Here is a 19791-nt window from a genome sequence, read left to right as displayed (position 1 = left end):
AGTGCATCCCTACTCTTTTAACTGGCCTTCAAGCACTTGGTATTGGGCTTGCTGCAATTCAGCTAGCGATAACATCAGCAACTGCACTTGGCCCTCATTAGGCTGGCGCGTTAGCTGCCATGCGCTATTGATGATTACTTTATTCTTGCTGCCATTACCCTCGGTGCCATCAACAGCGGTATACACATACAGCAAATGTTGATTCTCGCTGTCCCACAGCACTGCCTCAGGCTCTGCTAACATCAACGGTAACTGCGTAAGCGCCTCACGACTAAGTGACTTATTCGATGCGCTTTGCAATATCAGTTCACGTTCCCTTATCGCAAGTAAGACGCTGGGCTCTCGCCCTAAACGCCCTGTCACTGCGGCTTGAATCGAGGGTGTCATAAAACCTAAAGCCTGTACGCCTAAGCCTAGTCGCCGCTGTTGTTCTGGATTGGCAGCAAGGACTTCATCCGTCCATTGGGCAAACTGGGCGTGGCGAAGTGGGCTATTATTGAGTGCCTGAATAAACTGCGCGCGGGTATCGAGGGATTGAATAGTGCCAAGCTTTTTGGCCACGGCCACGTCGGTACCAAAGGCGGCTTCGCCTGGGCTATAGGCCCAGCCTAAATCGGGGCTCATGCTGCTGCCATCGGGCAGATCAATCCGCGCATGGGGCACAGTCAATACTTCACCCGTTCCGCGCGCGACTGTCTCAGTGTCAAAGCGCTGGATATAACCTTCGCCATTTTCCACAGTGATCCCCATCGCCTTCACTTGCGCTTCAGTTAACGCCCGAACGCGGCAACGACAGCCCCAGCCATTTGGCGGATAGATGATGTCCCATATTGGATCGTCAAAGCGGAACACTTTACCCCTAAGCCGCGCATGGGCTGGCCGTGTTTGGCCGTCATCTATCGCCACATACTGCCAATAGGGGTGGGTTTTAGTGCGCGATAACATGCGCCGATCGCGCCCAGCCATGTAGGCGGTTTGCAGGTTTTGACGATAGATAGTGTTTAAGCGGTAGGGACTCCCCAGCTGTACCTCGCGGCCATCGACTTCCTTTTTACCCCACCATCCGAGCTTTTCAAGCTGCGGTTTAAGGTTGGCCTGAAACTGCTTAGCGGTTAACCCTTGGCTTAGGGCTGCATCCACTTCATTACGGATCGCCGTGAGCACATCCATCTGTGCCGCCTTGGCCACAGTAAACGCACGGGCGTGGGCGCGGGTCCACACGTCTTGCCAATCGTCACTGATAGCAAAGCCTTTGGCACGGAAATAGGCCACCGCATCGGCGGGGGCTTGGTTAATGGCAATCCTTAAATCAACGGTTTTAGGCACTCTTGGTTTAGGCATTGGCGATGCCCCACAGTTCAGCCACAAACATTAACCGCGCCAGCATTTCGGTAAGCTGCTCGGTATCCATGGCGGGATAGTCCTTTTCCAGTTGCGCCCGCAGCTGCTCCGGCTCGCTCTGCAGTTGTGCCAGTAATGGCTCTACCATCGCCATATAGGCTTCGCTCATTTGACCTTGAGTGAGTGCATCCAAGGCTTTATCTAAGGCGGTTTGGCTCGGTTCACTCAACGGGGCACTAGACGGTTGAGCGGCTAAAGCCGCCAATGCTATCTGGTTAGCAGCGCTGGCATTGGGATCTTCTTGCTGGATCACCAGCACGGCTTCGCCATTAGCGGGCTTCGGGATACGGGTCTTTTCATGCAGCCAGTTTTGTGGGATCTGCATGCCCATGCTGACGAACGCACGCAGCGGATACGCTAAGGCCCGTAAGTCTTCGGCTTCTGTGGTATCAAAGACTAAACGTGGATGACGACGGTGGCTTTGATAACTCTTGCAGTTAAGCGCATATAAAGGGGCCACTAAGTCGCGGGTTAAGGTTTCGGCAATCAGGGTAAGGTCAGCATCACGCAGCTCTTGGCGCACTTCGTTATGCACGTTACCGAGCGCATTAGTTGAGCTTTTACCATCGGCTTGGCTGGTCAAGGTGCCGCCTAAAATCACCTTGCTCATGGTCTTTTCAGCCCAGCTAATCATCAAATCAAAGGGATCGGCTTGACCTGTGGCGGCACTCTCAAAATCCATCACCATGCCCTTGGGCATAATGCCACCCGCGTTATGGCCAATGCTCATCACTGCATTTAACAGGGCGCGCTTTTCCTCATCGCTGGCACCCGCTGGATACTGACCAATACGCAGCGGCAAACCGTAGATCTCAAGGAACTCGGCTAAGTCGCGCACACTGTAGTTTTTAAAAATAAACGGCCAGATTAACTGACGCACTAAACCACTGCGGCTAACATAGCCCGACTTGGCTGGATGAATATGTTTGATCCAACCAAAGGGCCACAGGTCAGCGCCATTGACCGTGGCATCACGCAGCCGCAGTTCGTTGCGCCGCTCAGGGTGAGTCATAAACCAAGACGGATCGCGATACTCTGGCACTTCAATAAACCATTCGCCTAGCTCTCGCGTCCAGGCTAACTCGTGCATGCTAAAGCCCTTGAGAATGGCATCACTCATTGACTTAATGATCGTCTTTATCCAGTTACCTTCCTCAAGCATTTCTTGCAGATATTCAGTGTCGGCCTTTTCCTGTGGCGTCGGGTTACGGGGTGGCATTAAATAGTAGTCCACGCCGATCAACGCCCGTTTCCGCTTGTCTAACTCGGCATAAAGGTGGCCGTCTTTCTCTTCGATATCTTCGGCCAGTTCACATTGAGCAATGAGATCGCCTTGCTCGGCGGCCTGCAAAATATTGGCCGCACTGGCGGGCGTCAAGCCGCTACTGGGGTGCTGGCTAAAGGTACGTTGCAAGCCAATTAAACGCACATCGTCGGTCTGCAGTGCTTTGGCTTCACGCTGCTTAAACGGCCGACCACTGGCGTCCAAAATACGTGATTCAGTTGTTTTTTCTTGCATTACCAGCAACCTCGCTGCGTTTGATGATCATCATCCTCATGGGCACTTGCTGCGGCATTCGGATTGCGGTGATCACTTCTAGGAATGGGGGTGAACTCTATGGGGGCACCGTCTAAGGTGGAGGCGTATACCATCAAGAACAGGCTGATCGCGGCATCACCATGGCGTTCTTTTTCTTGGCCTGTCCGCACATCGCCAAGGCATGGCGTACCTCGACGGTTAATGCTTAAGGCCCGCAGGTCAGTACTGGTGTCGTCATCCCTTGGGATAGTGATAAGCCCGTCTTCAAAGTGGCTTTTAAAGCGTGGCATTTGCTCGCGGTAAAAGGACTCAGATAGCATCACACAGGCGATCACTTCACTGCCGTATTTATCCTGGGCGTATTCCGCTAACGCTTGGCCATTCCCGCGCGCATCCATCGCGCCGCCCCTCAGCCGTGGTAAGCGGTCCACAATGTAAAACAGGATCTGCTCTTGCTGGCGAAAGGGAATGTTTTTAAGCTCGACCTGTAACTTGGTTTTGATGTGGAGATCTTGGGCGATTTCCCCCACGTCAATCACAGTTAAGTCACCACTACGGGCAAAGTCTTCACCAAAGCAATGGGGGCGTGCAGGGTCTAAGCTATCGAGAACCGGCTTTAGTTCATCCTCACACCACTTAAGGATCTCCGCCGCCCGTAAACCCTCTGGCCATTGTCCAAAAGCATCGTCTTTTTTAAGGCGAATAACGGGGCCGCTATCCGTCACGCTGGCCATGCGGGCTTCGATTAACGCGCGGTTAAGATAGGCACCACCGCCCGACTTTGGCACACAGAAGTATTCTTCTAATGCATCCTCTTCTGTGGCTGTTGCTTTGAGTAATTTCGCTTTCCAGTCATCCTCGGCCGCTTGGCTCCATTCGATGCCGCGCACTTGGCAAATACGCTTATACAGCCCCTCATTACAGGCATCATCTAAGGTGACGCGGTGAATGGAGTAATCTTTTTTACCCGCACGGGAATCATTAATCAGCTCATTGAACTGGTTATCAATGCCATTATGGGTGGAGATCAAGCGTACCTTCGCGCCCCACATGGTCAGCGCCAATGCCGCTTTTAGCACTTCGGCCAAGCGCTCGTGAAACGCGGCTTCATCAATGGTCACATTGCCTTGCATACCGCGCAGGTTCGAGGGATTACTCGATAGCGCCTGCACCTTGAAACCTGAGGCAAAGTAAATGGCAAAGGTCAGGATCTCTTTACCGTCTTGGCCTTCATCAACAAACACTTCTTCTTGGATTTCGCCTGCGGCCTTATCAAATACTTTGGCCCACATGGCCGCAGCGTCGATAAATTCCCGCGCCATCTCCTTGTTACTGCCCACATAAAAATGGTTAGTCCCGCCTTGGCCACGGGCAGCGCCAGCAGTTAAAGAAGCATCGGCAGCTTCGGCCCAAGTGAGTCCAGTTCGGCGCGACTTTTCGGCAATTTTCAGCGGTGACTCATCGGCTATCCAGCGTTTCTGATAACCGAGCAGCACCTCTTTAGGATCAAAGCGACTTAGGCAACTTGCCTCATACGTGGGATCAAAGCTGCTTGCCGTTGGCGTGATGGCTAGCGCTACCGCAGTCGCGGCCGCTAACACCTTTTTTTTAATGGTCATCAGGCAATCCCCAATATTCTTTTCTGATCCTGGGTAATTCAGATTTGATACCGTCCATCAATCCAAGCACTGCTGTGGAACACGGCGCAGTGATTAGTATCCAGTGGCATAAGTAATGAATAGTGGCAATAGTGGTTACGCTCATCATGCAATCCCCAAGATTTCACGTTTAAGCAAGGCCACGGCATCACTGGTTAAGCCTGCGGTTTTCGCGACCTTCTCGGCGGCATTAGCCGCTTCGGCCGCGAACGCGGTGCGGATCTCTTTCTCGCGCTTATGGCTGGCCATGGCAGCAGACTCCAAACGCTGCACTGCTAACATGGCGTCTTTAATCATGCCAACGTCGGCACCTTCGCCCGTTTCATCTTGGTTTAATAGGGCTTTAAACAGCTGCGAACGCGCCATTTCGAGGATAAGCTTGGTGACTTCGCCAGTCGGTTTATCGCCTAGCTCTGCAGTCCACACTTGGGTGATCTCACGCATTTCACGCAGGGATTTGCCCACGGCCTCCATCTTGGTGGCATAGCGGTTAATGCCCGCGCGGGAAAGCTGGTTTTCCTCAGGCAAGCCTGCGGCTTTAATCAGCGCATTGATTTCATCGAGCAAATCAATCTGCTGAATCGAGCCATTACGCAGCCCCGCATCGAGCTTTTTGCGGATAGGATCTGGCAGTAAATCCACTTTAGAGCGTCGGCCTCGGGTTTCACTCGCCATCGTCTAACCCCTCCCATTCTCGCAGCCACTGCGCACGAACTAAGTGGACTTGCTTCTGTAGTTCGGCTTCTGCCGCAAACACCTTGGGAACCGCCTTTTTAAGGCGCTGGTCTAGCGCTTTGATGTGCGGCTTAACGTGCTCGTTTTTAGCAAGCACGTTCTTTTCTAGTTCGCGGATCACAAACAAATCCGCCACTAAGCGGATGCCTGCAAGCTCACCACGATTTAGGATTGATCTTGCCATGGCTACTCTCCCGCCCGTGGACGTTTAACCCCTGGCACAACTGCGCGGCCTGTCGCCACATCTTGGCCGCGACCTGTTAGCGTGGCCGTAGTCACTTTGCCCACTAACTCGGTTTTAATCAGCCCTTGCTCGTTAAGCCAAGCCAGCTGCACCAGCAAGGCATCGCGGCTAATATCGAGGCCGTAGGCATTTAAGCCATCTTGTAAGATGGACTCATTGAGTGCAAAGGCTCCCGCCTCGGTCAGTAATCGAAGCACTACAAGGCGTTGGTGCTCATTGATAATTTGCTGCATCGCCATTATTGGTGGCCTCCTTTCAGTTCGTTTTCGATAAGCATGTCGGTCTTGGTTTCTAAACGCCTAATGCCTTGTTCCATTGCGCCAAAGCGCTCACCTAAACCTGTGAGGGTTTTATCGAGCGCATGCAGTTCGTCACGGGTCGGCATGTACTCCAATTGCATTTCAGTTTCGCTAAGGCGCTTGTCGATTCCGGCCACCATTTGGACGACCTTTTCGTGCTCGATGCGCGGGGTAAAACGGGTGCTAAACCACGCCATTAGCAGTGCACAGAAAACGCTAATGACGCTGCCAATGAAGCCCCAATACTTACCGAAATATTCAAATAGCGATTCGATCATAAACGCTTCCCATAGCGCTGCTTTTGGCGCTTATCTTCATCCTGTTGGCAACTGATACAACGCAACTCGTTAAGCCGCTGCGGCTCATTAGGCTCTAAGCACTCAATGCAAATTCCGTTACCTTGGCGGTATTGTTTGTGTCTAGCGGCATCCCGTACTGCATCAACGCAGGCATCTCGCTCGCGGGTTTCCATATTGCTAGCCCAATCGGGTTTATCCATGGAGTTCCCTATTTTTTTTGGTCAGTTTGATGGCGTTGCCGCCAATCGTGCAGGGCTTGCCAGTCGAGGTTGCATTGCCCAAGGTCAGTGAGTAGCGAGAGCATTAGCCCCGCTAACTCTTGATTACTGAGCGGAGGGTTGCGAAGGCACACCACCTGTTGGGTTTGCAGGCACTGCAATACCTGTGGCGCTACCTGAGTGACGTTGCACTCGCGCATCAGTGCTTCGGGCGGCAACACATATTGGGTCTTGTAAATAGGCACGTAACGCACAGCGGGCGGCGTTGTCGTACACGCGCACAACATCGTTAGGCACACTAGCCACACGCCATGTTTGTGTTTGTTCATCCTGGGCGTCCTCAAGTAACTGGGTGAGTTGATGGTTAAGATCTTGATTGCGGTTGGCTAACGCGGCCTTTTGCTGCTCAACGGTTTGCACCTGTAGGGCGAGGGTTTCGCCTTCGTCTTTTAGGGCAATGCGTTCAACGTTGGCGTCTTGTAGCCATACCGCTAGCGTGTCTGCACTCTGTTTTAGGGCGGCATTGTCAGTTAACGCTTGGGTGAGCTGGCTCTTAGTGCTCTGCTGTTGGTGGTACATCAGCCCAATGGTGACTAATGCCAGTGACAAAAATAGCCACTGCACAGTGCTAATGATTTGTGATGGATTCATTGCGCGCCCCCAGCTGATTGCGAGAGGCCCAGTTCGCTTAGGCAAATGGTTTGCTCTTCGGCACGGCGCTTGATGAGGCCATTTAGGCGCACCTTGTTACCGAATAGGTCGGTGCCATACGTCCAGCCATTACAGACGCGCTCACCCGTTTGCTTATTGGTTGAACAGGCTTGGGTTAGCTCTTTGCACGCGCCCACTCTGTCGCCAGCTAACAGCTTTTTACGCAAGGTTGAGCTGGCAAAGTTGCCGTATCCCGCCCAGTGCAAAAACGATAAATAGGCGGCGTGCTCGCTGTGGGTGAGCGTTACGGGCGCGGTGAGGCTGAGCAGCTGCTTATCTTCCTTGGCGATATCCTTGGCAAAGATCTGCATGCATTGCTGCTCGGTGAAGGTTTGATCAAGCTTTAAGTCTTTGCTCGTATGGCCACGGCAGGCGGTCAGCACGCCCACCGCATCGACATAGACGCTCAGGCTATTGCCTTCCCATTTATCGGTAAGCTGTGCGCCCGTGATAGCCGCCGAACTTAAGCCAGCGGCCAGTAAAATCGCCTTGAGTTTACTGTTCATTAGGCACCGCCATAGCTTGTGCCTTGCGTTGCTCGCGGGCTTTTAAAATATGGAGGTGAGTGACGGCATGCCAGCCTTGTTCAAAGTAGCTTTGACGGGTGAGACTGTGGCTGTACAAGGGTACGGTGGCGGGCACAACGCCTGCTAACTCGGCCGCTAACTCTGCACGAAGGCGGGCATTAAACCCGTCTTTGGCACACTGACGATAGACTCGGTTTTGTATCCGACTGATGTGAAAGCCAGAGGGGCGAAAATTCGCAATCGGCATACTGTTAACGCCGCTGCGACTCTGGCATTTACGAGAAGTATTGTGGGTGACAAAGGCCATAAAAAAACCGAGACAGTGAACATGGGTTCATTGTCTCGGCTTAAGGGGATGGAGCGGATTGGAAAGGTTTCGGGACTATCAATTAGCTGACACTATATAACTAATACTCCACTATCATTTTTAAGAGCAATCTCATAGAAAACCTCAACTTTCAGCTCTACCTCATCTTCATTAGTATCAATAAAATAAGAAAAAACTGCGCTACTAAACTCGGACCAAAGTGGGTTTAAACTCAAGTTAATTGCAACATTTTTATTATCAATAACTAAAGTTTTTTCATCGTCGGCAAGATAACCAAAAGATTTTGAACACTTTTCATGTACCCAGATGTTCCTTTCGCCAATCTTAAAACCCAAATTTCCCAGTGTTTTCTTTGATGAGAAAACAACAACACAATCAATAATAATATCAGTCAAAGAGCCAGTTTTAGCGACATCATAAAGACAACTGTAAAGTTTTTGAAAAAGATTATCTACTAAAAATCGGCCACAATGATAAAAGTCTTCTTTTTGACCATTAGAGTCGATCAGATATTTTCGCTTAATAGAACGCGTTAAGATACAAGTATCGTTATTTAAAATTTCCGTCACATAACGCACATTTAGGATACCCAAAAGTTCAGAGTTTTCCTGCCAGCCTTTTACTAAAGAATCCTTTAGTATCACCCAATTACCTAAATCTATAGGTTTACCGAGAATGTCACGCAACACGCGTTCATCAATTCCCTTAATTGAGCTATTTATATCATCCATAACTGAAGTCAATACTTTTTCATCAAAACCAACAAATTTTACATGTTCTCTTTGCTTAATTAAATTTAGCAATATGCTTTTTTGTTTTTCACCGTCCTCATACGTTCCGTCATTGTAAACTAGACCAACGACATTTCCTCGTGAACTAAAATAGCAAAGTTGATATAGAACGGCTCTAAATACAAAAGCTGAAATTTCATACCTGTCATGAAACCGATGATGTTCTTCAATATAATCAAAATCTCTGAAAATCAAATCTAAAAGCTCAGTGGCACTGCTAGCAAACAAGGACTGACCAAGATAACAAGCACTTGACTCACGAGGCTGTTTCCACTCTAAACAGTCATAAAATTCCTGCCATCGCTGATAGAATGCAAACCTTGCAGCCATTTCCCAACCAATTCTCTTCATGTATCTCAAAAAAATATCATCATATAAGCTTTCACTATCAATGGCTTTAAGAGAAAGTCCAATATCCTCATCATTTAGAGGTGTTGATACAGAAAACTCCCCATATTTTAAATATGCTCCTCCATTTGAAAGAGACCTGATTTTATCTTCGAAATCACTCAATTTATCAATAGTATATTCAGTATTGTTAAAATCACGCCAAAATTTTAAAATCCATCGTTTCCGCTTATCCGTAGGTTGATAAAAGATATAGTTCGAGTGTAAATGGCCATTTAAATTTTCAGAAATGTTTTTATAGACAGTAAGGATTTTATAAGGATGATCTTGAGCCACAATATTAAAGATATCTACGACCGTTCGAGTAGCTGTTAGAACTCCGTTGAGTTCCCCTCTCATATTAACATGATTAAATATACCAAAAACATCACGAAACCATTCACATTCAAGAACTAAATCGATCCCCTTTCCAGATTGAAGTCCTTGCCATCGTGCAATCTCGTACAAGTCTGAAGACCAATTTATCCTATTATCAGAGGTTAAAGAATAAGATTCCGCAACTAAAGTATTATACTGAGGGTGATGAACTATATGAGATATCATTTGTGCCAGCAATCTCTGAGAGTGAAACGATAACTTTGCGTCTTCAGCTTCTCTAGAAACCCTTGTAATTCGAACTAAGGCATCCCAGTACAACTTAATAAACTTCACGTCTATCTCAGACAATCTAACTTGAGGACTTTGAGCATCAAAATAGGTTTTTACTATTCTTTTATGAAAGGAAAATAAAATCTCTACAAAATTGCTCTCCCAACTTTTGTTTTTCAGCTGTTCAATTAGAACTTCCAGCCCAGCACTTACATAACCTAACTTATTCGAAGATATTTTTGAGTAATAAAAGTAACTTCCATCATTTTTTCTTTTGAGTTTTGTGAAATACGCCCCCTGTTTAGATAGCACCACGAGTTTAATGATGGCTCTAACAAACAATGAATTATTCAACATTAAGAAATCTCTAATGTAAACTTCTGTCGTAACCAGTGTTCGACGATATAGCCGAATATAAAACCATGCAGCTGCAGTTACCGTCCAAAAAAAGATAAAAAGCAAAAGAGTAACCAAGTTTGTTACTAGCTCTTGCGATAAATGACTACTACTGTCCTTTACGGTAGTTTTAAGGTATAAGCTTAAAAATATATAAATAATTGAAGCCACAATTATTGATGTTGGTTGAACAAATGAACCTTTAGTAAGTCTTTCTGCTAACAATGAACTATCGTATTTTTCCGTGACCCCACTAGCTATTTGTATAGACAATGGAATACCAATGGCCACGAAGCCTACAATCAAAGTAAAAGTATCACTCACAACATTGACGAAATTAGATACAATTCCAAGTTCTAACAAAACAGAAGTAAGTAGCTCAATGCTCATTTTAAAGCCAATAAAATCAAACGTTGATTGGATATTACCCTAATAAAAGAGCTTGTGGTATCATCATGTAACATTCAATTTTACGTTCAACGGTTCTAAAGAATCATCTGCAGTAATCAACTAAAATTGGCTATATAATTAAAACAATCTCCTTTGCTTCCTCGCCACAAATGCAGCTCTTTGCTCTGCCACTATTTGACTAATCCGGCGTTCGGTTAGGCCATAGTCGCGGCTTAACTGCTCTAGGTTATTACCCTTAAACTCGCGCCAAATACGGATATCCCGCAGCGCATCCTTAAGGCGTTCGCCATTGGGGATATAGATGTCGCGCCCGCCTAGGTAGGCGCTTAGGCTGGTGGCTAAGGCTTCACTCACATTATCCGCATTATCAATATCGTATTGTTTTAGGGTTTGGCGCATCACATCGCACAGGCTTTGCAGGGTTGAGGGCCAGCGGCGAATGAAGTCCTCACGCTCGTCAGGCTTTAGCGTGGCTAAGGTTTCGAGGGCTTGTTCCAGCTCGGCGGCACTGGTGGACAATAAATCCAATTGGTTTTCGGGAATACTAACCGCGTTTAGGATGCTCTTACTCATGGTCATGCCCCTCGTATTGCGCAACGATCACTTCATAGTTTGCGGGGCGTGTACCAGCTTCATTCATCTTTAGCCGCTCACCACGGACAATAATGCGCTCGATAAGTACGCGCTTATGCCAGTTTTTCAGGCTTTCAAGTACCTTGTAGGCTTGCTGTTCTGTCATCCAAGCGGTGGCATCCACGCCTTCACTTTTACTACGTAGCGTCATGCGACGCACATAGGCATCAAGCGCCGATTCACTGTTATCCTGGATAACTAAGTGGTGGCCCATAGTGATCCAAATGGCACGTATTTTATCTATGCTTGCCAATTTACTTTTACCCGCAGCAGGACTTAAACGGCGTTTAACCGCTGTTTTATTGTTGGTTGGCCCTTGTTTAGAGCCTATGGGTTTAAAGCCCTTTTGTTTAAACACTTCTAGCGCCTGTTCAAGCTCTGGCAAGTTCATTGCCCGCAAGGAATCTTTACCCGTGGCATTTTTCAGCATGGCGCGGTAGATGGCTTCATCGAGCTGCAACGATCCCTTAGCCACATTGATTAAAGTGATCAGGCGCTTCTTCTGTTGAGTACTAGGGTGTTGAGCGACTGGGTGCGCCTGCGCATTAGTCTGCACAGGGGCTTTTTGATTAGTTTCTAACATTCGTCATCCTCATCGGTTGTCGCACTGGATACTATCTTGATGGCTTTAGGCTGACTCTTAAGCTGCTGCCAGTTCGGCGTTGCTGCATTTAGAAAGTTAACAGCCCAAAGCTCACGATCGGCGAGCAGTTCAGCCTTAGTTTTCCCCTTACGAACGGGCCTAACTGGGCAGTTCGCAATGGCATATTTGAGTAAGCGTTTAGCGTAAGGTGTCATCTTGTTCGCTCTTTAAATTAGTACTCTTTGGGTTAGCTGCTCATCAGTGCCTAATCACTACATTAGACAGACCTCGCTCCAATGACTGGAGCGGGTTTCGCTGGGTTAACGCATTGCTGGCTTTGGCTCTAGCAGCTCCAAATTATTGAGTGATTTCTCCATAAAAAAGGCGATCACAGCGCGGCGCTCGCCCGCAAACTCTTGGCTTAACTCCTTGAGCGCATTGAGCAGAGCGGCGCACATCATCAAGCAGTAATGCGGCCTTTCAGCGGCTAGGCCACTGAGCTCGCTGCGCAGATTGTCAAAGCTGGCTTCAAGTAAGGTCGCTTGGCGTAATTGAAACGCCACCCGATCGAGTGCTGCTTGGTTGTCATCGAATAGGTGTTGAATGCCGGATTGTGTGCTGAGTGTCATGATGTGCTCCTTGCTCACCCTAAAGGGTGCTGATATCCAGTGGTAGTTGGGTGTATTTGCCATTAGGCTGACGCTCATATAGGCGCAGGTACTGGCTAGTGCCTGTGATTTGAATCGCGTCGGCTATAGCGTCCATGGCCCGTTTCCAGTTGGCATCGTCGATATCCAGCTGGCGCAGACTGAGCACTTGGTTAACGTCGATTCGGCCTTGCTGGTTTACCCGAAAGGCATGCTCAACCATCGCCATCAGGCGGGTATCCGCGCCACCACTCCAGCTTTTAATGCAATCATCAATCAAGGTTTTAGCGGTTTGAATGCGCTCATCAAATACGCGATGTTCACCCACTGCACGGCGCACTTGGTACTTGCCATCAAAGCTAGTAAGTAAAATATTGCCCTTACTGCCACCGACCTTAACGCCATATTCACTGGCCGATAGTTCGGCAAAGCCATCAATTTGCGCCATAGTCATCAGTTTGAAATTAAGCATCTGTTCACGCAGTTCTTTGGCAGAACCGACAATAGCCAGCACCACTTCATCGCGCAGTTTATCCACGGGCTTAATACGATCTTCATGCACCAAATCGCCTACCGCGTTTTTGCGATAGCCCTGCGGAATAGCGGCTTGGTTGTGGGTTTGTTCTTGTGTGTTCATCTTATTTGTCCTCATTCCAGCGCACTGTCACGCCATGAAATTGCACCGCCATACAACGGCGACGAATGCCTTTTATATTCTCGATAATCTCAACTGCCATGCGTTTAAAATCACGGCTTGGAACGTCAATTTGGATAACACCGCGATGCTGGCTAACGACCTTCATCCCACGAAGCCTTAAGGCGGCAATCACATTGATAGCTTTTGTTTGCATGTTATTTACCTTTCCATTTGTTATCCCAAAGGGCGCTATTTAGGCGGTTAGCCACCTTTTGCAATTCTCTTTCGAGTAGTTCGATATGCTGTAGTTGATCGCCCTGGGCGAGTCGGCGACAAAACGCGAGCTGTTCCTCTACGTTGTAACGACTGTCTGTCGCTGATTGCACATCGATCCTCTGTGTTACTGCCGACTGCTTTAACTGCGAATGTGGGCAGCCACCGCGACAGGCGCGATAGAGCCGGACGCGTTGTGGGTTGGTAGAGCTAAAAGGCCGTTCTTGATTGTCGCGGCAGGTATCAACGCTGATTTGTCCTGCAACGGGGCACTGTACGTGGTGACGTAAGTAGCGCCCTTCGACACGATTTTTAATGGTGTCGATATTGCCTTTGTATTTGTTCAGCAGGACCTGATTAAGCATGGTCGGACTGACACCTAGCTCTCTGGCAATCTGCGCTTGGCTACTCTCACTGACTTTTAACTCAAGCACTTGGAACCAATTGTCCTTGTTCATAGCGCCTCCCTATAGGGATAAAACTTCGATTTGGTTGGTGCATAAATACCGTCATCGATTAGCTCTGGTGCTAAAGCGCCACAGTCAACGTTGAGGTGATAAATGACCATTTCCTCCTCGATAGCTCTGATGCGGATCAAGCCTGCCCGTTGCAGGGCGTTGAGGTAACGCTTTACGGTTGAACGCGCCACCCTGGCTGTGACCATGATTTCTTCAATCGAAAAATTGCGCATGATGCGGCAGCTGTTCCAGATCCGTTGATTCACCTTAATCTTGGCGAACTGAGACTGGCGCTTTAACGGGCTGTCATCGTTTAACCAGTAGCGGTTTGTCAGCCCTGTACGCCCTTTCCATTCGAGTGTTAAGCGCCCTTCTCGATACAAATCACGCAAAAAGCGATTCGCGAGACACTTGGGCATTCCCGATGCATCGCCAACTTGTTCAGCACTAAAGCTGACTTTTCGGTTGCGACAACAGCACATAAACAACCATGCGCTATGCCTTAACGGGGTTGAGCGTTTGACTTGTGCCATAACGCTTAACCCACAAGGCTTGGACGTCGAGCACCATGGAATGGCTGTGCCCCCCAGTGTTCTGCTGTGACGTAATCAAGTTCGTTCATTTTGGCGAGACGTTCGATTTGATTAAGGCCAATGACAATGCGACGAGCCTCACCACTGCTGGCTTTACGCAGTTCATCAAGGAGTTCAGGTTCGACTTTGATGTCGTTGTCTAAGAGGGAATCCGCCATCACCATGACGTCATCTAAGTCGGCTGGTCGAAACTCAACCCACTCTGAAATACGGTTAAAGAACTGTTTGCGTGTGCTGATACGGCGGGCGATTTGGTCCATACCAATGAGGATCACTGGGACTTCGGTGTTGTCGTAGAGATCGCGCACGGTTTCAAGCATTCGAACGTCCGACATGAGGTAGTCGGCTTCATCGATAAACAGCGGGCGTTCGTACATGCTCATTTGCTCGATAGTGAAATCGACCATCTTATTAATGCGCCACATGCCGCTCGATCCGAGTTCGCCGACAATGCGGTTCATTAGCGTACTGGCACTGTCTGTGGCCATAGCCCGAACATAGATACCGTTCACTTGGTTAAACAGATAAGTGGTTGCAGTTGTTTTACCAAAGCCACTTGGGCCATGGTACAAACCGAGACCTGGTACACCTATGCCTCGGGTACAAAGGTTGTCGAAGGCGTCTTGGGCTGTCAGGACATTTTTTACAGGTGCGATCACTGCTTTCATTTTGTATACTCCATTTGCTTTAGTTTTATGGCCTTCATGGCCGTTGTGGGTCATAAGTGCTCAGTTGGTCGCTCTGCGCTTATGGCCCATGATTTCATCAATGCGTTTTGCCCCTAACTTGTTGTGCTTTTTGTAATCCTTTAGGAATGCATCCTCCTTTGGCGTTAATTCACGGTTGAGTGATTCAGCGGCAAGCAAACGTGCCTTTTCGTGCTCATTACGCACTAAGGTTGCATGCTGTTGATTAATGGTGTTTTTACGTTCTTCAATCGCTTTACGCTTCTGGCGTAAATGCTCAATTTGTTGGTCGCTATATCCAGGCTTATTAGTTTTAACGAGCTGCTCAGCAGCCTCAGTTAATGCCATTAAGCTGGGGTTTTGATGGGCTATTGGCTGGGTTGGAAACTCGACTAGTGACTTAGCCTGCTTGGCATAGTGTTCAATGACGGTTTGATGGATCTCGCCTATGTTGAACGTTTTAGCGAGTTGCTTCATTTCGGCCCTGAAACTACGCAATGCCTTGGCTTCTTCTTTTTTGGTTTGACGATAAGCCGCAGGGCTGATCTCTTGACCTAAAAGACGGCTATCAACAGCTTCGATTCGGGTTTCCCAATTATTGATCGGGTATATAAACGCTCGAGCGACATCCGTTGGATCGAGGAATACTCGAACTCGTTGCCCTTTCCATTCATGCTCCAACATTTCCGGTGCCGTATAACGCAATCCTCCCGCTTTAATAAAGCCCTTAAGGATGGTGTACTCGCCGACGTGGTTAAGCAGGAGATCTAAGGCTTCAGGATGTTCGACAGCCCGCACTTGATATTGAGCTGCGCGATAGACTTCATTGGGTGTTTTACCCTTTAAGCCATCGTGTGCGCGGAGGTGATAATAGGCATCAACCCAATTATCAAGCAGTTGCTGCAATTCCGGTTGCGTCATACGGAGATCGTAATCCGCTTTCTCATTTTCTTTCTTGTTGCGCTCTTTAAGGCGTACCGCAAATTCTTTTCGAGCCTCAATAGCCTCGCGATCATTGACGTTATGGCCAATGTAGCCAGGCAGTAACTCAATAAGATCATGGCTGAGCGTCTTAAAGAAACGTTCGATAAAGGGCTTTTCCCAACCTGAGTATGGGTTAGCTCGGCTTTGTTCTAAGTCGAGTAAGTGATAGATGCTCGTGGTTCGCTGGCTGACATAATCGCTACCGTTATCGGTACGCATTAAGCCGCCTTGGTTTGGAACTCCCCAAGCCAGTAAGGTCTTGCGCATTAAAAGGCAAATGCCTTCGCTTGATGAAGTAGGCGAAACAAGCAGTTTGACGCGACGTGTGAAGCAGTCGATCACCGCAATAATGGTGTGTCGGCCTTCTTTCAACATGGCATCGACTGGGGTTGAGTCAAATTCCCATACATCGTTTGGCGCAGCCATCCAAGAATAGGTTTGCTCAACCGCTGTCCGGTATTTATCGTTGAATTTTTTAGGGTTTGTAGTGAAAGTAAAGGCTGCTTGATTCTGGCTTATCCATTTATTCACCCAGCGGCGAATACTGGAGATACTTGGGATCTGCCAAGGCATGTCGGTTTTTATTGCATAGATCTCGGCTAGCTTTCTAAGCTGCTTTGCCTTGCCAGCTAGATGCGGTTTGGCAGTGATCAGCCCCTTTAAGAAGTCGGCTAAATCGGGCTCGTCATTCAATAAACATGGACGCTCGACTTTGTATTTACCTGCGAGTGCGCTAACGCCCTCTTTTGTTAATACGTTTTCCCAACGGCGGATCGTGACAACTGAAACGCTGCTAATAACTGAGAATACCCACTCAGGTAGTGCAATCGAACGTTTGGCATACGCTTCGCAGAATGCTTTTTCACCATCAACGAGCTTACGCACCTCAAGGTAAGGCATGCAAAATTTTGCCTTGGCATTGACGATGAGCATCTTTGCATCAGCCCGCTTTTGCGCTTTATCAGGTAGATTTATAAACTGCTGAATGCTCTTGGCTTTTTCTGTTTGACTCACTGCAGGCATTTGCAGTTTGGCAACAGCAGATCCCGCACGCATCAGGGACGATGGAGATTTTGCTATCTGCTCCGCTTCCTGTTTTGCCAGCTTCTGACGAGCCTCAAGCGGCAGACTATTTAGGTGATATTCAAATCCACCACCTAGCCCTTGTCGCCTTTGCTTTTGCCAGTTCTCATGTTTTGCCCTATCGCGGACGCGTCTATCCCCGACATCCAATAGCTCTGCAATTTCTACAGTGCTAAACCATTCCTTAGTCATGGTGCTCTCCCACTAAATCAACACCAAGGTATTCAGATAAAGCAGCCATGATCTGAATGGCTTTTAAGCGTTTAGGTTTACGGCCTGTATTAGGTGCAAACCATTGAACGCACTTCTGAACCGTCCTTGGGTTGTATCCATGCGTAATCGCCCACGCACGGCAGCTTTGTCCATTTGCGAGCAAGGCTGCATGTATATGACGAGCGCTTTCTATCTTCATAAGAATTACCGTGCTAATATTTTGATTACGTTCGCATTGCGAACGAACGCAGTTTAACTACAATACGTTACGCACTGCGTAACGTATTGCGAATATAGATCCGAGTTAGACACAAATCAACAGGTTTTTGCTTTTATGCGCAGAAAATTACGCACAGAAGTTATTTTGGTGCGTAAAAGATTGATGTGGTTTCGGTTGAATATTCAGTAAACCATTACTTATTCGGTAGTTTTTAAGTAATGACTATTGCTCTCTTGAGCATTAAATAGATTTTGGTTCGAGGAAAACAATGAAGTCGGAAGCCTTACATTCAGATCCAACTTTAGATCCGACTTCCACAACTGAAGTCGGCACTCTTGCTGACCGCATTTCGGAAGCAATTGGAAAACATAGTGTTCGAGAGTTCGCCATTAAAATTGGCGTATCTGAAGGCACCCTGCGTAATCTAATCAAAGGTGGAGAACCTAAGTTAGATACGGCAATACGTATAGCAGAAGAGGCTGGCGTGAGTATTCGTTGGCTTGCAACTGGCAATGGTCCTAAATACCCCAATCGCCAACGCGATGATATTTCCCAGGAAGGTATTGTTTACGTCCACCAAGACCAATTCAATGAAGAGTATTTCTTGATTGAAGGCTATGACGTGGTGGTAAGCACTGGACATGGCGCGTTTAATGATGAGACAGGTGTACGCAGACGACTTTCGTTTAGGAAGAACTGGCTTAAATACCGTGGTTTAAAGCCTGAGAATCTTAAAGTCGTCTATGCCAAAGGCAATTCGATGGAGCCCGCTATACACAGTGGTGATAGCTTACTGGTTGATATAAGTAAGACGACGCTAGAAGATGGCTGTATCTTCGTGTTACGCCTGGGCGACGATCTTTATGCTAAGCGCTTGCAGAAACTGTTTGATGGCGGCATAGAGATAATCAGTGACAACAAGGAGTATAAATCTCAGATTGTCTCTGCGGGGGAACTGCCAATGCTGCAAATTATTGGCAAAGTCGTTTGGATGGGTAAAAATCTCGATTAAATCTTTAACAGTTCCGAGTTTATCAATCTTAATGACCTATGATTTTTTTTCAAAGCTGGCGCATTGTTTATGCTCCGGCTTTGTTTTTATCAATCCAAGTGAATCACTTCCGACTTAACACATCACTCGAACAACTCTTGTACACCAAGGCTTCCCGCCTAGTTTCAACTAATCTCGGCTGTTCTCACTTATTGTCAATCCATTTGACTGGTTACAGTATCAATTTCACTAATTGCAACTACCCTTGCTCTTCACTGCGTTGTAAGCCATTCGACTTGAGTAACAGATACGGCTAATTTGATGAAAGCTAAATTAAAATCAGTCACATATTGCGTGTTGAATTGAACACTTTAACGTTTAAAAAGCAATGAACGGCGATCAAATCTCGTTGAATTACTTGTTGGCGCTAAGCTAAAACCTAGCATAGACCAGTGATTAATACTCTAGCACTCCTTAATTATTCTACTTTCGAAGCCAAGATACGCTTCAACGCCATTACATTAATAGTTCACTTTTACAGCAAATGTCTTCTATATACGACATACGACGTATAGGCAGCTTAACCTTTAACTTGCTAGCCAATCTTGCATCGGACATGGTGACGTATGCCATACCGAAGAAAGAAGCGTTCGTTAATCGCCGACCATACAGTAATGTGCCTCACGGTTTAAGCCTTGAGGTTTACCAAAGCTCCATATCCCTCTTTATGCTGCGATAACTTAACACTGCACCACTATGTTGGCTTACCAAACTAACCCAATGCTTATCAATCAGTAGAAAAGAGGAATTAAACCCGCAGCAATATTTGGTAGCGCTTTATATTTAAATTGTTTAAGTCTATTTATTGACTCTGAGCTCAACTGATTTCCCAAAAGTGCTTATTTTTTAACGAGTGATTTCAATTTTATAGCAATTTCACCCTGCGAACGGTAGCGGCGTTCAAAGCTATATTGCGAATTGTTAAGTGGTTTTTCACTAAAAATGTCGAATTCTGCACCACGATGCACATTAGATGAGCACTTAACAGCATAATTACACTTTTTTTAGTAACTCGAGTTGACTCATCCCACAGAGCGTTTTACTATGCGCTCCGTTCTCAACGAGTCGCTACGACTGTGTGAAACGATTCCCCTGTAGTTCAGTCGGTAGAACGGCGGACTGTTAATCCGTATGTCACTGGTTCAAGTCCAGTCAGGGGAGCCAATTTAACGCAGA

Annotated in this window: 24 protein-coding genes, 1 tRNA gene and 1 other RNA gene; 2 read left to right on the top strand and 24 right to left on the bottom strand. The window is 47.5% G+C overall.

The window, feature by feature from the left end:
- Window positions 1–9 precede the first annotated feature (9 nt).
- The 24 genes from Q4Q57_RS13125 to Q4Q57_RS13010 all read right to left on the bottom strand — a co-directional run bounded on the left by Q4Q57_RS13125 (window position 10) and on the right by Q4Q57_RS13010 (window position 17543).
- Window positions 10–1341: a phage minor head protein gene (locus Q4Q57_RS13125; protein ID WP_311891076.1), complete on the bottom strand. Its 1332-nt coding sequence runs from the start codon at window positions 1339–1341 to the stop codon at window positions 10–12.
- A complete protein-coding gene (locus Q4Q57_RS13120; protein WP_311891075.1) occupies window positions 1334–2920 on the bottom strand; it encodes a DUF935 domain-containing protein in 1587 nt (528 codons plus the stop codon). Before Q4Q57_RS13120 ends, Q4Q57_RS13125 begins: the two co-directional genes overlap by 8 nt.
- Complete coding sequence (locus Q4Q57_RS13115) at window positions 2920–4560, bottom strand: hypothetical protein (RefSeq protein WP_063884378.1); 1641 nt, start codon at window positions 4558–4560, stop codon at window positions 2920–2922. Before Q4Q57_RS13115 ends, Q4Q57_RS13120 begins: the two co-directional genes overlap by 1 nt.
- Window positions 4561–4704: 144 nt before the next feature.
- Entirely contained in the window at window positions 4705–5274 is a 570-nt protein-coding gene (locus Q4Q57_RS13110; protein WP_012089151.1) for a DUF3486 family protein, read from the bottom strand.
- Entirely contained in the window at window positions 5264–5518 is a 255-nt protein-coding gene (locus Q4Q57_RS13105; protein ID WP_311891074.1) for a hypothetical protein, read from the bottom strand. The genes Q4Q57_RS13110 and Q4Q57_RS13105 overlap by 11 nt, the downstream gene beginning before the upstream one ends.
- Window positions 5519–5520: 2 nt before the next feature.
- Window positions 5521–5817 (bottom strand): hypothetical protein, encoded by a 297-nt coding sequence (locus tag Q4Q57_RS13100; RefSeq protein WP_006087224.1) that lies wholly within the window; start codon window positions 5815–5817, stop codon window positions 5521–5523.
- A complete protein-coding gene (locus Q4Q57_RS13095; protein ID WP_311891073.1) occupies window positions 5817–6155 on the bottom strand; it encodes a DUF2730 domain-containing protein in 339 nt (112 codons plus the stop codon). Before Q4Q57_RS13095 ends, Q4Q57_RS13100 begins: the two co-directional genes overlap by 1 nt.
- Window positions 6152–6376: a hypothetical protein gene (locus tag Q4Q57_RS13090; protein ID WP_226058535.1), complete on the bottom strand. Its 225-nt coding sequence runs from the start codon at window positions 6374–6376 to the stop codon at window positions 6152–6154. The genes Q4Q57_RS13095 and Q4Q57_RS13090 overlap by 4 nt, the downstream gene beginning before the upstream one ends.
- Before the next feature lie 123 nt (window positions 6377–6499).
- Window positions 6500–7045, bottom strand: coding sequence for a hypothetical protein (locus Q4Q57_RS13085; protein WP_311891072.1), 546 nt, complete (start codon window positions 7043–7045; stop codon window positions 6500–6502).
- Window positions 7042–7611 carry a lysozyme gene (locus Q4Q57_RS13080; RefSeq protein ID WP_311891071.1) on the bottom strand — a complete coding sequence of 190 codons (570 nt, stop codon included), beginning with the start codon at window positions 7609–7611 and terminating at the stop codon, window positions 7042–7044. Before Q4Q57_RS13080 ends, Q4Q57_RS13085 begins: the two co-directional genes overlap by 4 nt.
- Entirely contained in the window at window positions 7601–7939 is a 339-nt protein-coding gene (locus Q4Q57_RS13075; protein ID WP_311891070.1) for a hypothetical protein, read from the bottom strand. Before Q4Q57_RS13075 ends, Q4Q57_RS13080 begins: the two co-directional genes overlap by 11 nt.
- 92 nt (window positions 7940–8031) lie before the next feature.
- Window positions 8032–10533 carry a hypothetical protein gene (locus Q4Q57_RS13070; RefSeq protein WP_311891069.1) on the bottom strand — a complete coding sequence of 834 codons (2502 nt, stop codon included), beginning with the start codon at window positions 10531–10533 and terminating at the stop codon, window positions 8032–8034.
- A 138-nt stretch (window positions 10534–10671) separates the two neighbouring features.
- Window positions 10672–11127: a Mor transcription activator family protein gene (locus tag Q4Q57_RS13065; RefSeq protein ID WP_012197065.1), complete on the bottom strand. Its 456-nt coding sequence runs from the start codon at window positions 11125–11127 to the stop codon at window positions 10672–10674.
- Complete coding sequence (locus Q4Q57_RS13060) at window positions 11120–11770, bottom strand: regulatory protein GemA (RefSeq protein WP_311891068.1); 651 nt, start codon at window positions 11768–11770, stop codon at window positions 11120–11122. Before Q4Q57_RS13060 ends, Q4Q57_RS13065 begins: the two co-directional genes overlap by 8 nt.
- Window positions 11764–11985, bottom strand: a complete 222-nt coding sequence (locus Q4Q57_RS13055) for a hypothetical protein (protein ID WP_131524992.1) — start codon at window positions 11983–11985, stop codon at window positions 11764–11766. The genes Q4Q57_RS13060 and Q4Q57_RS13055 overlap by 7 nt, the downstream gene beginning before the upstream one ends.
- 30 nt (window positions 11986–12015) lie before the next feature.
- Window positions 12016–12088, bottom strand: an RNA gene (locus tag Q4Q57_RS13050) — hammerhead ribozyme type II.
- 2 nt (window positions 12089–12090) lie between these two features.
- Window positions 12091–12399, bottom strand: a complete 309-nt coding sequence (locus tag Q4Q57_RS13045) for a hypothetical protein (RefSeq protein ID WP_311891067.1) — start codon at window positions 12397–12399, stop codon at window positions 12091–12093.
- A 19-nt stretch (window positions 12400–12418) separates the two neighbouring features.
- Window positions 12419–13054: a DUF3164 family protein gene (locus tag Q4Q57_RS13040; protein ID WP_006087235.1), complete on the bottom strand. Its 636-nt coding sequence runs from the start codon at window positions 13052–13054 to the stop codon at window positions 12419–12421.
- A 1-nt stretch (window position 13055) separates the two neighbouring features.
- Window positions 13056–13268, bottom strand: a complete 213-nt coding sequence (locus tag Q4Q57_RS13035; RefSeq protein WP_063884365.1) for a hypothetical protein — start codon at window positions 13266–13268, stop codon at window positions 13056–13058.
- 1 nt (window position 13269) lies between these two features.
- Window positions 13270–13785: a hypothetical protein gene (locus Q4Q57_RS13030; protein ID WP_311891066.1), complete on the bottom strand. Its 516-nt coding sequence runs from the start codon at window positions 13783–13785 to the stop codon at window positions 13270–13272.
- Entirely contained in the window at window positions 13782–14318 is a 537-nt protein-coding gene (locus Q4Q57_RS13025; protein ID WP_311891065.1) for a hypothetical protein, read from the bottom strand. The genes Q4Q57_RS13030 and Q4Q57_RS13025 overlap by 4 nt, the downstream gene beginning before the upstream one ends.
- Window positions 14319–14323: 5 nt before the next feature.
- On the bottom strand, window positions 14324–15046 hold the full coding sequence (locus tag Q4Q57_RS13020; RefSeq protein WP_311891064.1) for an AAA family ATPase: 723 nt from the start codon (window positions 15044–15046) through the stop codon (window positions 14324–14326).
- Between the two features lie 60 nt (window positions 15047–15106).
- Window positions 15107–17323 carry a DNA-binding protein gene (locus tag Q4Q57_RS13015; RefSeq protein WP_311891063.1) on the bottom strand — a complete coding sequence of 739 codons (2217 nt, stop codon included), beginning with the start codon at window positions 17321–17323 and terminating at the stop codon, window positions 15107–15109.
- Window positions 17316–17543, bottom strand: a complete 228-nt coding sequence (locus tag Q4Q57_RS13010; RefSeq protein WP_219233604.1) for a hypothetical protein — start codon at window positions 17541–17543, stop codon at window positions 17316–17318. Before Q4Q57_RS13010 ends, Q4Q57_RS13015 begins: the two co-directional genes overlap by 8 nt.
- 289 nt (window positions 17544–17832) lie before the next feature.
- On the opposite strand from Q4Q57_RS13010, the gene Q4Q57_RS13005 reads away from it, so the two are divergent.
- Together Q4Q57_RS13005 and Q4Q57_RS13000 are read left to right on the top strand one after the other, a co-directional pair.
- On the top strand, window positions 17833–18576 hold the full coding sequence (locus Q4Q57_RS13005) for a S24 family peptidase (RefSeq protein WP_311891062.1): 744 nt from the start codon (window positions 17833–17835) through the stop codon (window positions 18574–18576).
- Between the two features lie 1127 nt (window positions 18577–19703).
- Window positions 19704–19779 (top strand) — tRNA-Asn (locus Q4Q57_RS13000).
- Window positions 19780–19791: the final 12 nt, after the last annotated feature.

Origin of the sequence: Shewanella sp. SP2S2-6, from assembly GCF_031931965.1 — a bacterium.
In the GTDB taxonomy this organism is placed as follows: domain Bacteria; phylum Pseudomonadota; class Gammaproteobacteria; order Enterobacterales; family Shewanellaceae; genus Shewanella; species Shewanella baltica.
Note: the sequence above shows the minus strand (reverse complement) of the source record. Positions and strands in the feature narration are given on the sequence as shown.

Excerpts from the sequence above, each read along its gene's own strand:
- Q4Q57_RS13125 (WP_311891076.1), bottom strand. The coding sequence starts at position 1,341 with ATGCCTAAACCAAGAGTGCCTAAAACCGTTGATTTAAGGATTGCCATT.
- Q4Q57_RS13120 (WP_311891075.1), bottom strand. The coding sequence starts at position 2,920 with ATGCAAGAAAAAACAACTGAATCACGTATTTTGGACGCCAGTGGTCGG.
- Q4Q57_RS13115 (WP_063884378.1), bottom strand. The coding sequence starts at position 4,560 with ATGACCATTAAAAAAAAGGTGTTAGCGGCCGCGACTGCGGTAGCGCTA.
- Q4Q57_RS13110 (WP_012089151.1), bottom strand. The coding sequence starts at position 5,274 with ATGGCGAGTGAAACCCGAGGCCGACGCTCTAAAGTGGATTTACTGCCA.
- Q4Q57_RS13105 (WP_311891074.1), bottom strand. The coding sequence starts at position 5,518 with ATGGCAAGATCAATCCTAAATCGTGGTGAGCTTGCAGGCATCCGCTTA.
- Q4Q57_RS13100 (WP_006087224.1), bottom strand. The coding sequence starts at position 5,817 with ATGGCGATGCAGCAAATTATCAATGAGCACCAACGCCTTGTAGTGCTT.
- Q4Q57_RS13095 (WP_311891073.1), bottom strand. The coding sequence starts at position 6,155 with ATGATCGAATCGCTATTTGAATATTTCGGTAAGTATTGGGGCTTCATT.
- Q4Q57_RS13090 (WP_226058535.1), bottom strand. The coding sequence starts at position 6,376 with ATGGATAAACCCGATTGGGCTAGCAATATGGAAACCCGCGAGCGAGAT.
- Q4Q57_RS13085 (WP_311891072.1), bottom strand. The coding sequence starts at position 7,045 with ATGAATCCATCACAAATCATTAGCACTGTGCAGTGGCTATTTTTGTCA.
- Q4Q57_RS13080 (WP_311891071.1), bottom strand. The coding sequence starts at position 7,611 with ATGAACAGTAAACTCAAGGCGATTTTACTGGCCGCTGGCTTAAGTTCG.
- Q4Q57_RS13075 (WP_311891070.1), bottom strand. The coding sequence starts at position 7,939 with ATGGCCTTTGTCACCCACAATACTTCTCGTAAATGCCAGAGTCGCAGC.
- Q4Q57_RS13070 (WP_311891069.1), bottom strand. The coding sequence starts at position 10,533 with ATGAGCATTGAGCTACTTACTTCTGTTTTGTTAGAACTTGGAATTGTA.
- Q4Q57_RS13065 (WP_012197065.1), bottom strand. The coding sequence starts at position 11,127 with ATGAGTAAGAGCATCCTAAACGCGGTTAGTATTCCCGAAAACCAATTG.
- Q4Q57_RS13060 (WP_311891068.1), bottom strand. The coding sequence starts at position 11,770 with ATGTTAGAAACTAATCAAAAAGCCCCTGTGCAGACTAATGCGCAGGCG.
- Q4Q57_RS13055 (WP_131524992.1), bottom strand. The coding sequence starts at position 11,985 with ATGACACCTTACGCTAAACGCTTACTCAAATATGCCATTGCGAACTGC.
- Q4Q57_RS13045 (WP_311891067.1), bottom strand. The coding sequence starts at position 12,399 with ATGACACTCAGCACACAATCCGGCATTCAACACCTATTCGATGACAAC.
- Q4Q57_RS13040 (WP_006087235.1), bottom strand. The coding sequence starts at position 13,054 with ATGAACACACAAGAACAAACCCACAACCAAGCCGCTATTCCGCAGGGC.
- Q4Q57_RS13035 (WP_063884365.1), bottom strand. The coding sequence starts at position 13,268 with ATGCAAACAAAAGCTATCAATGTGATTGCCGCCTTAAGGCTTCGTGGG.
- Q4Q57_RS13030 (WP_311891066.1), bottom strand. The coding sequence starts at position 13,785 with ATGAACAAGGACAATTGGTTCCAAGTGCTTGAGTTAAAAGTCAGTGAG.
- Q4Q57_RS13025 (WP_311891065.1), bottom strand. The coding sequence starts at position 14,318 with ATGGCACAAGTCAAACGCTCAACCCCGTTAAGGCATAGCGCATGGTTG.
- Q4Q57_RS13020 (WP_311891064.1), bottom strand. The coding sequence starts at position 15,046 with ATGAAAGCAGTGATCGCACCTGTAAAAAATGTCCTGACAGCCCAAGAC.
- Q4Q57_RS13015 (WP_311891063.1), bottom strand. The coding sequence starts at position 17,323 with ATGACTAAGGAATGGTTTAGCACTGTAGAAATTGCAGAGCTATTGGAT.
- Q4Q57_RS13010 (WP_219233604.1), bottom strand. The coding sequence starts at position 17,543 with ATGAAGATAGAAAGCGCTCGTCATATACATGCAGCCTTGCTCGCAAAT.
- Q4Q57_RS13005 (WP_311891062.1), top strand. The coding sequence starts at position 17,833 with ATGAAGTCGGAAGCCTTACATTCAGATCCAACTTTAGATCCGACTTCC.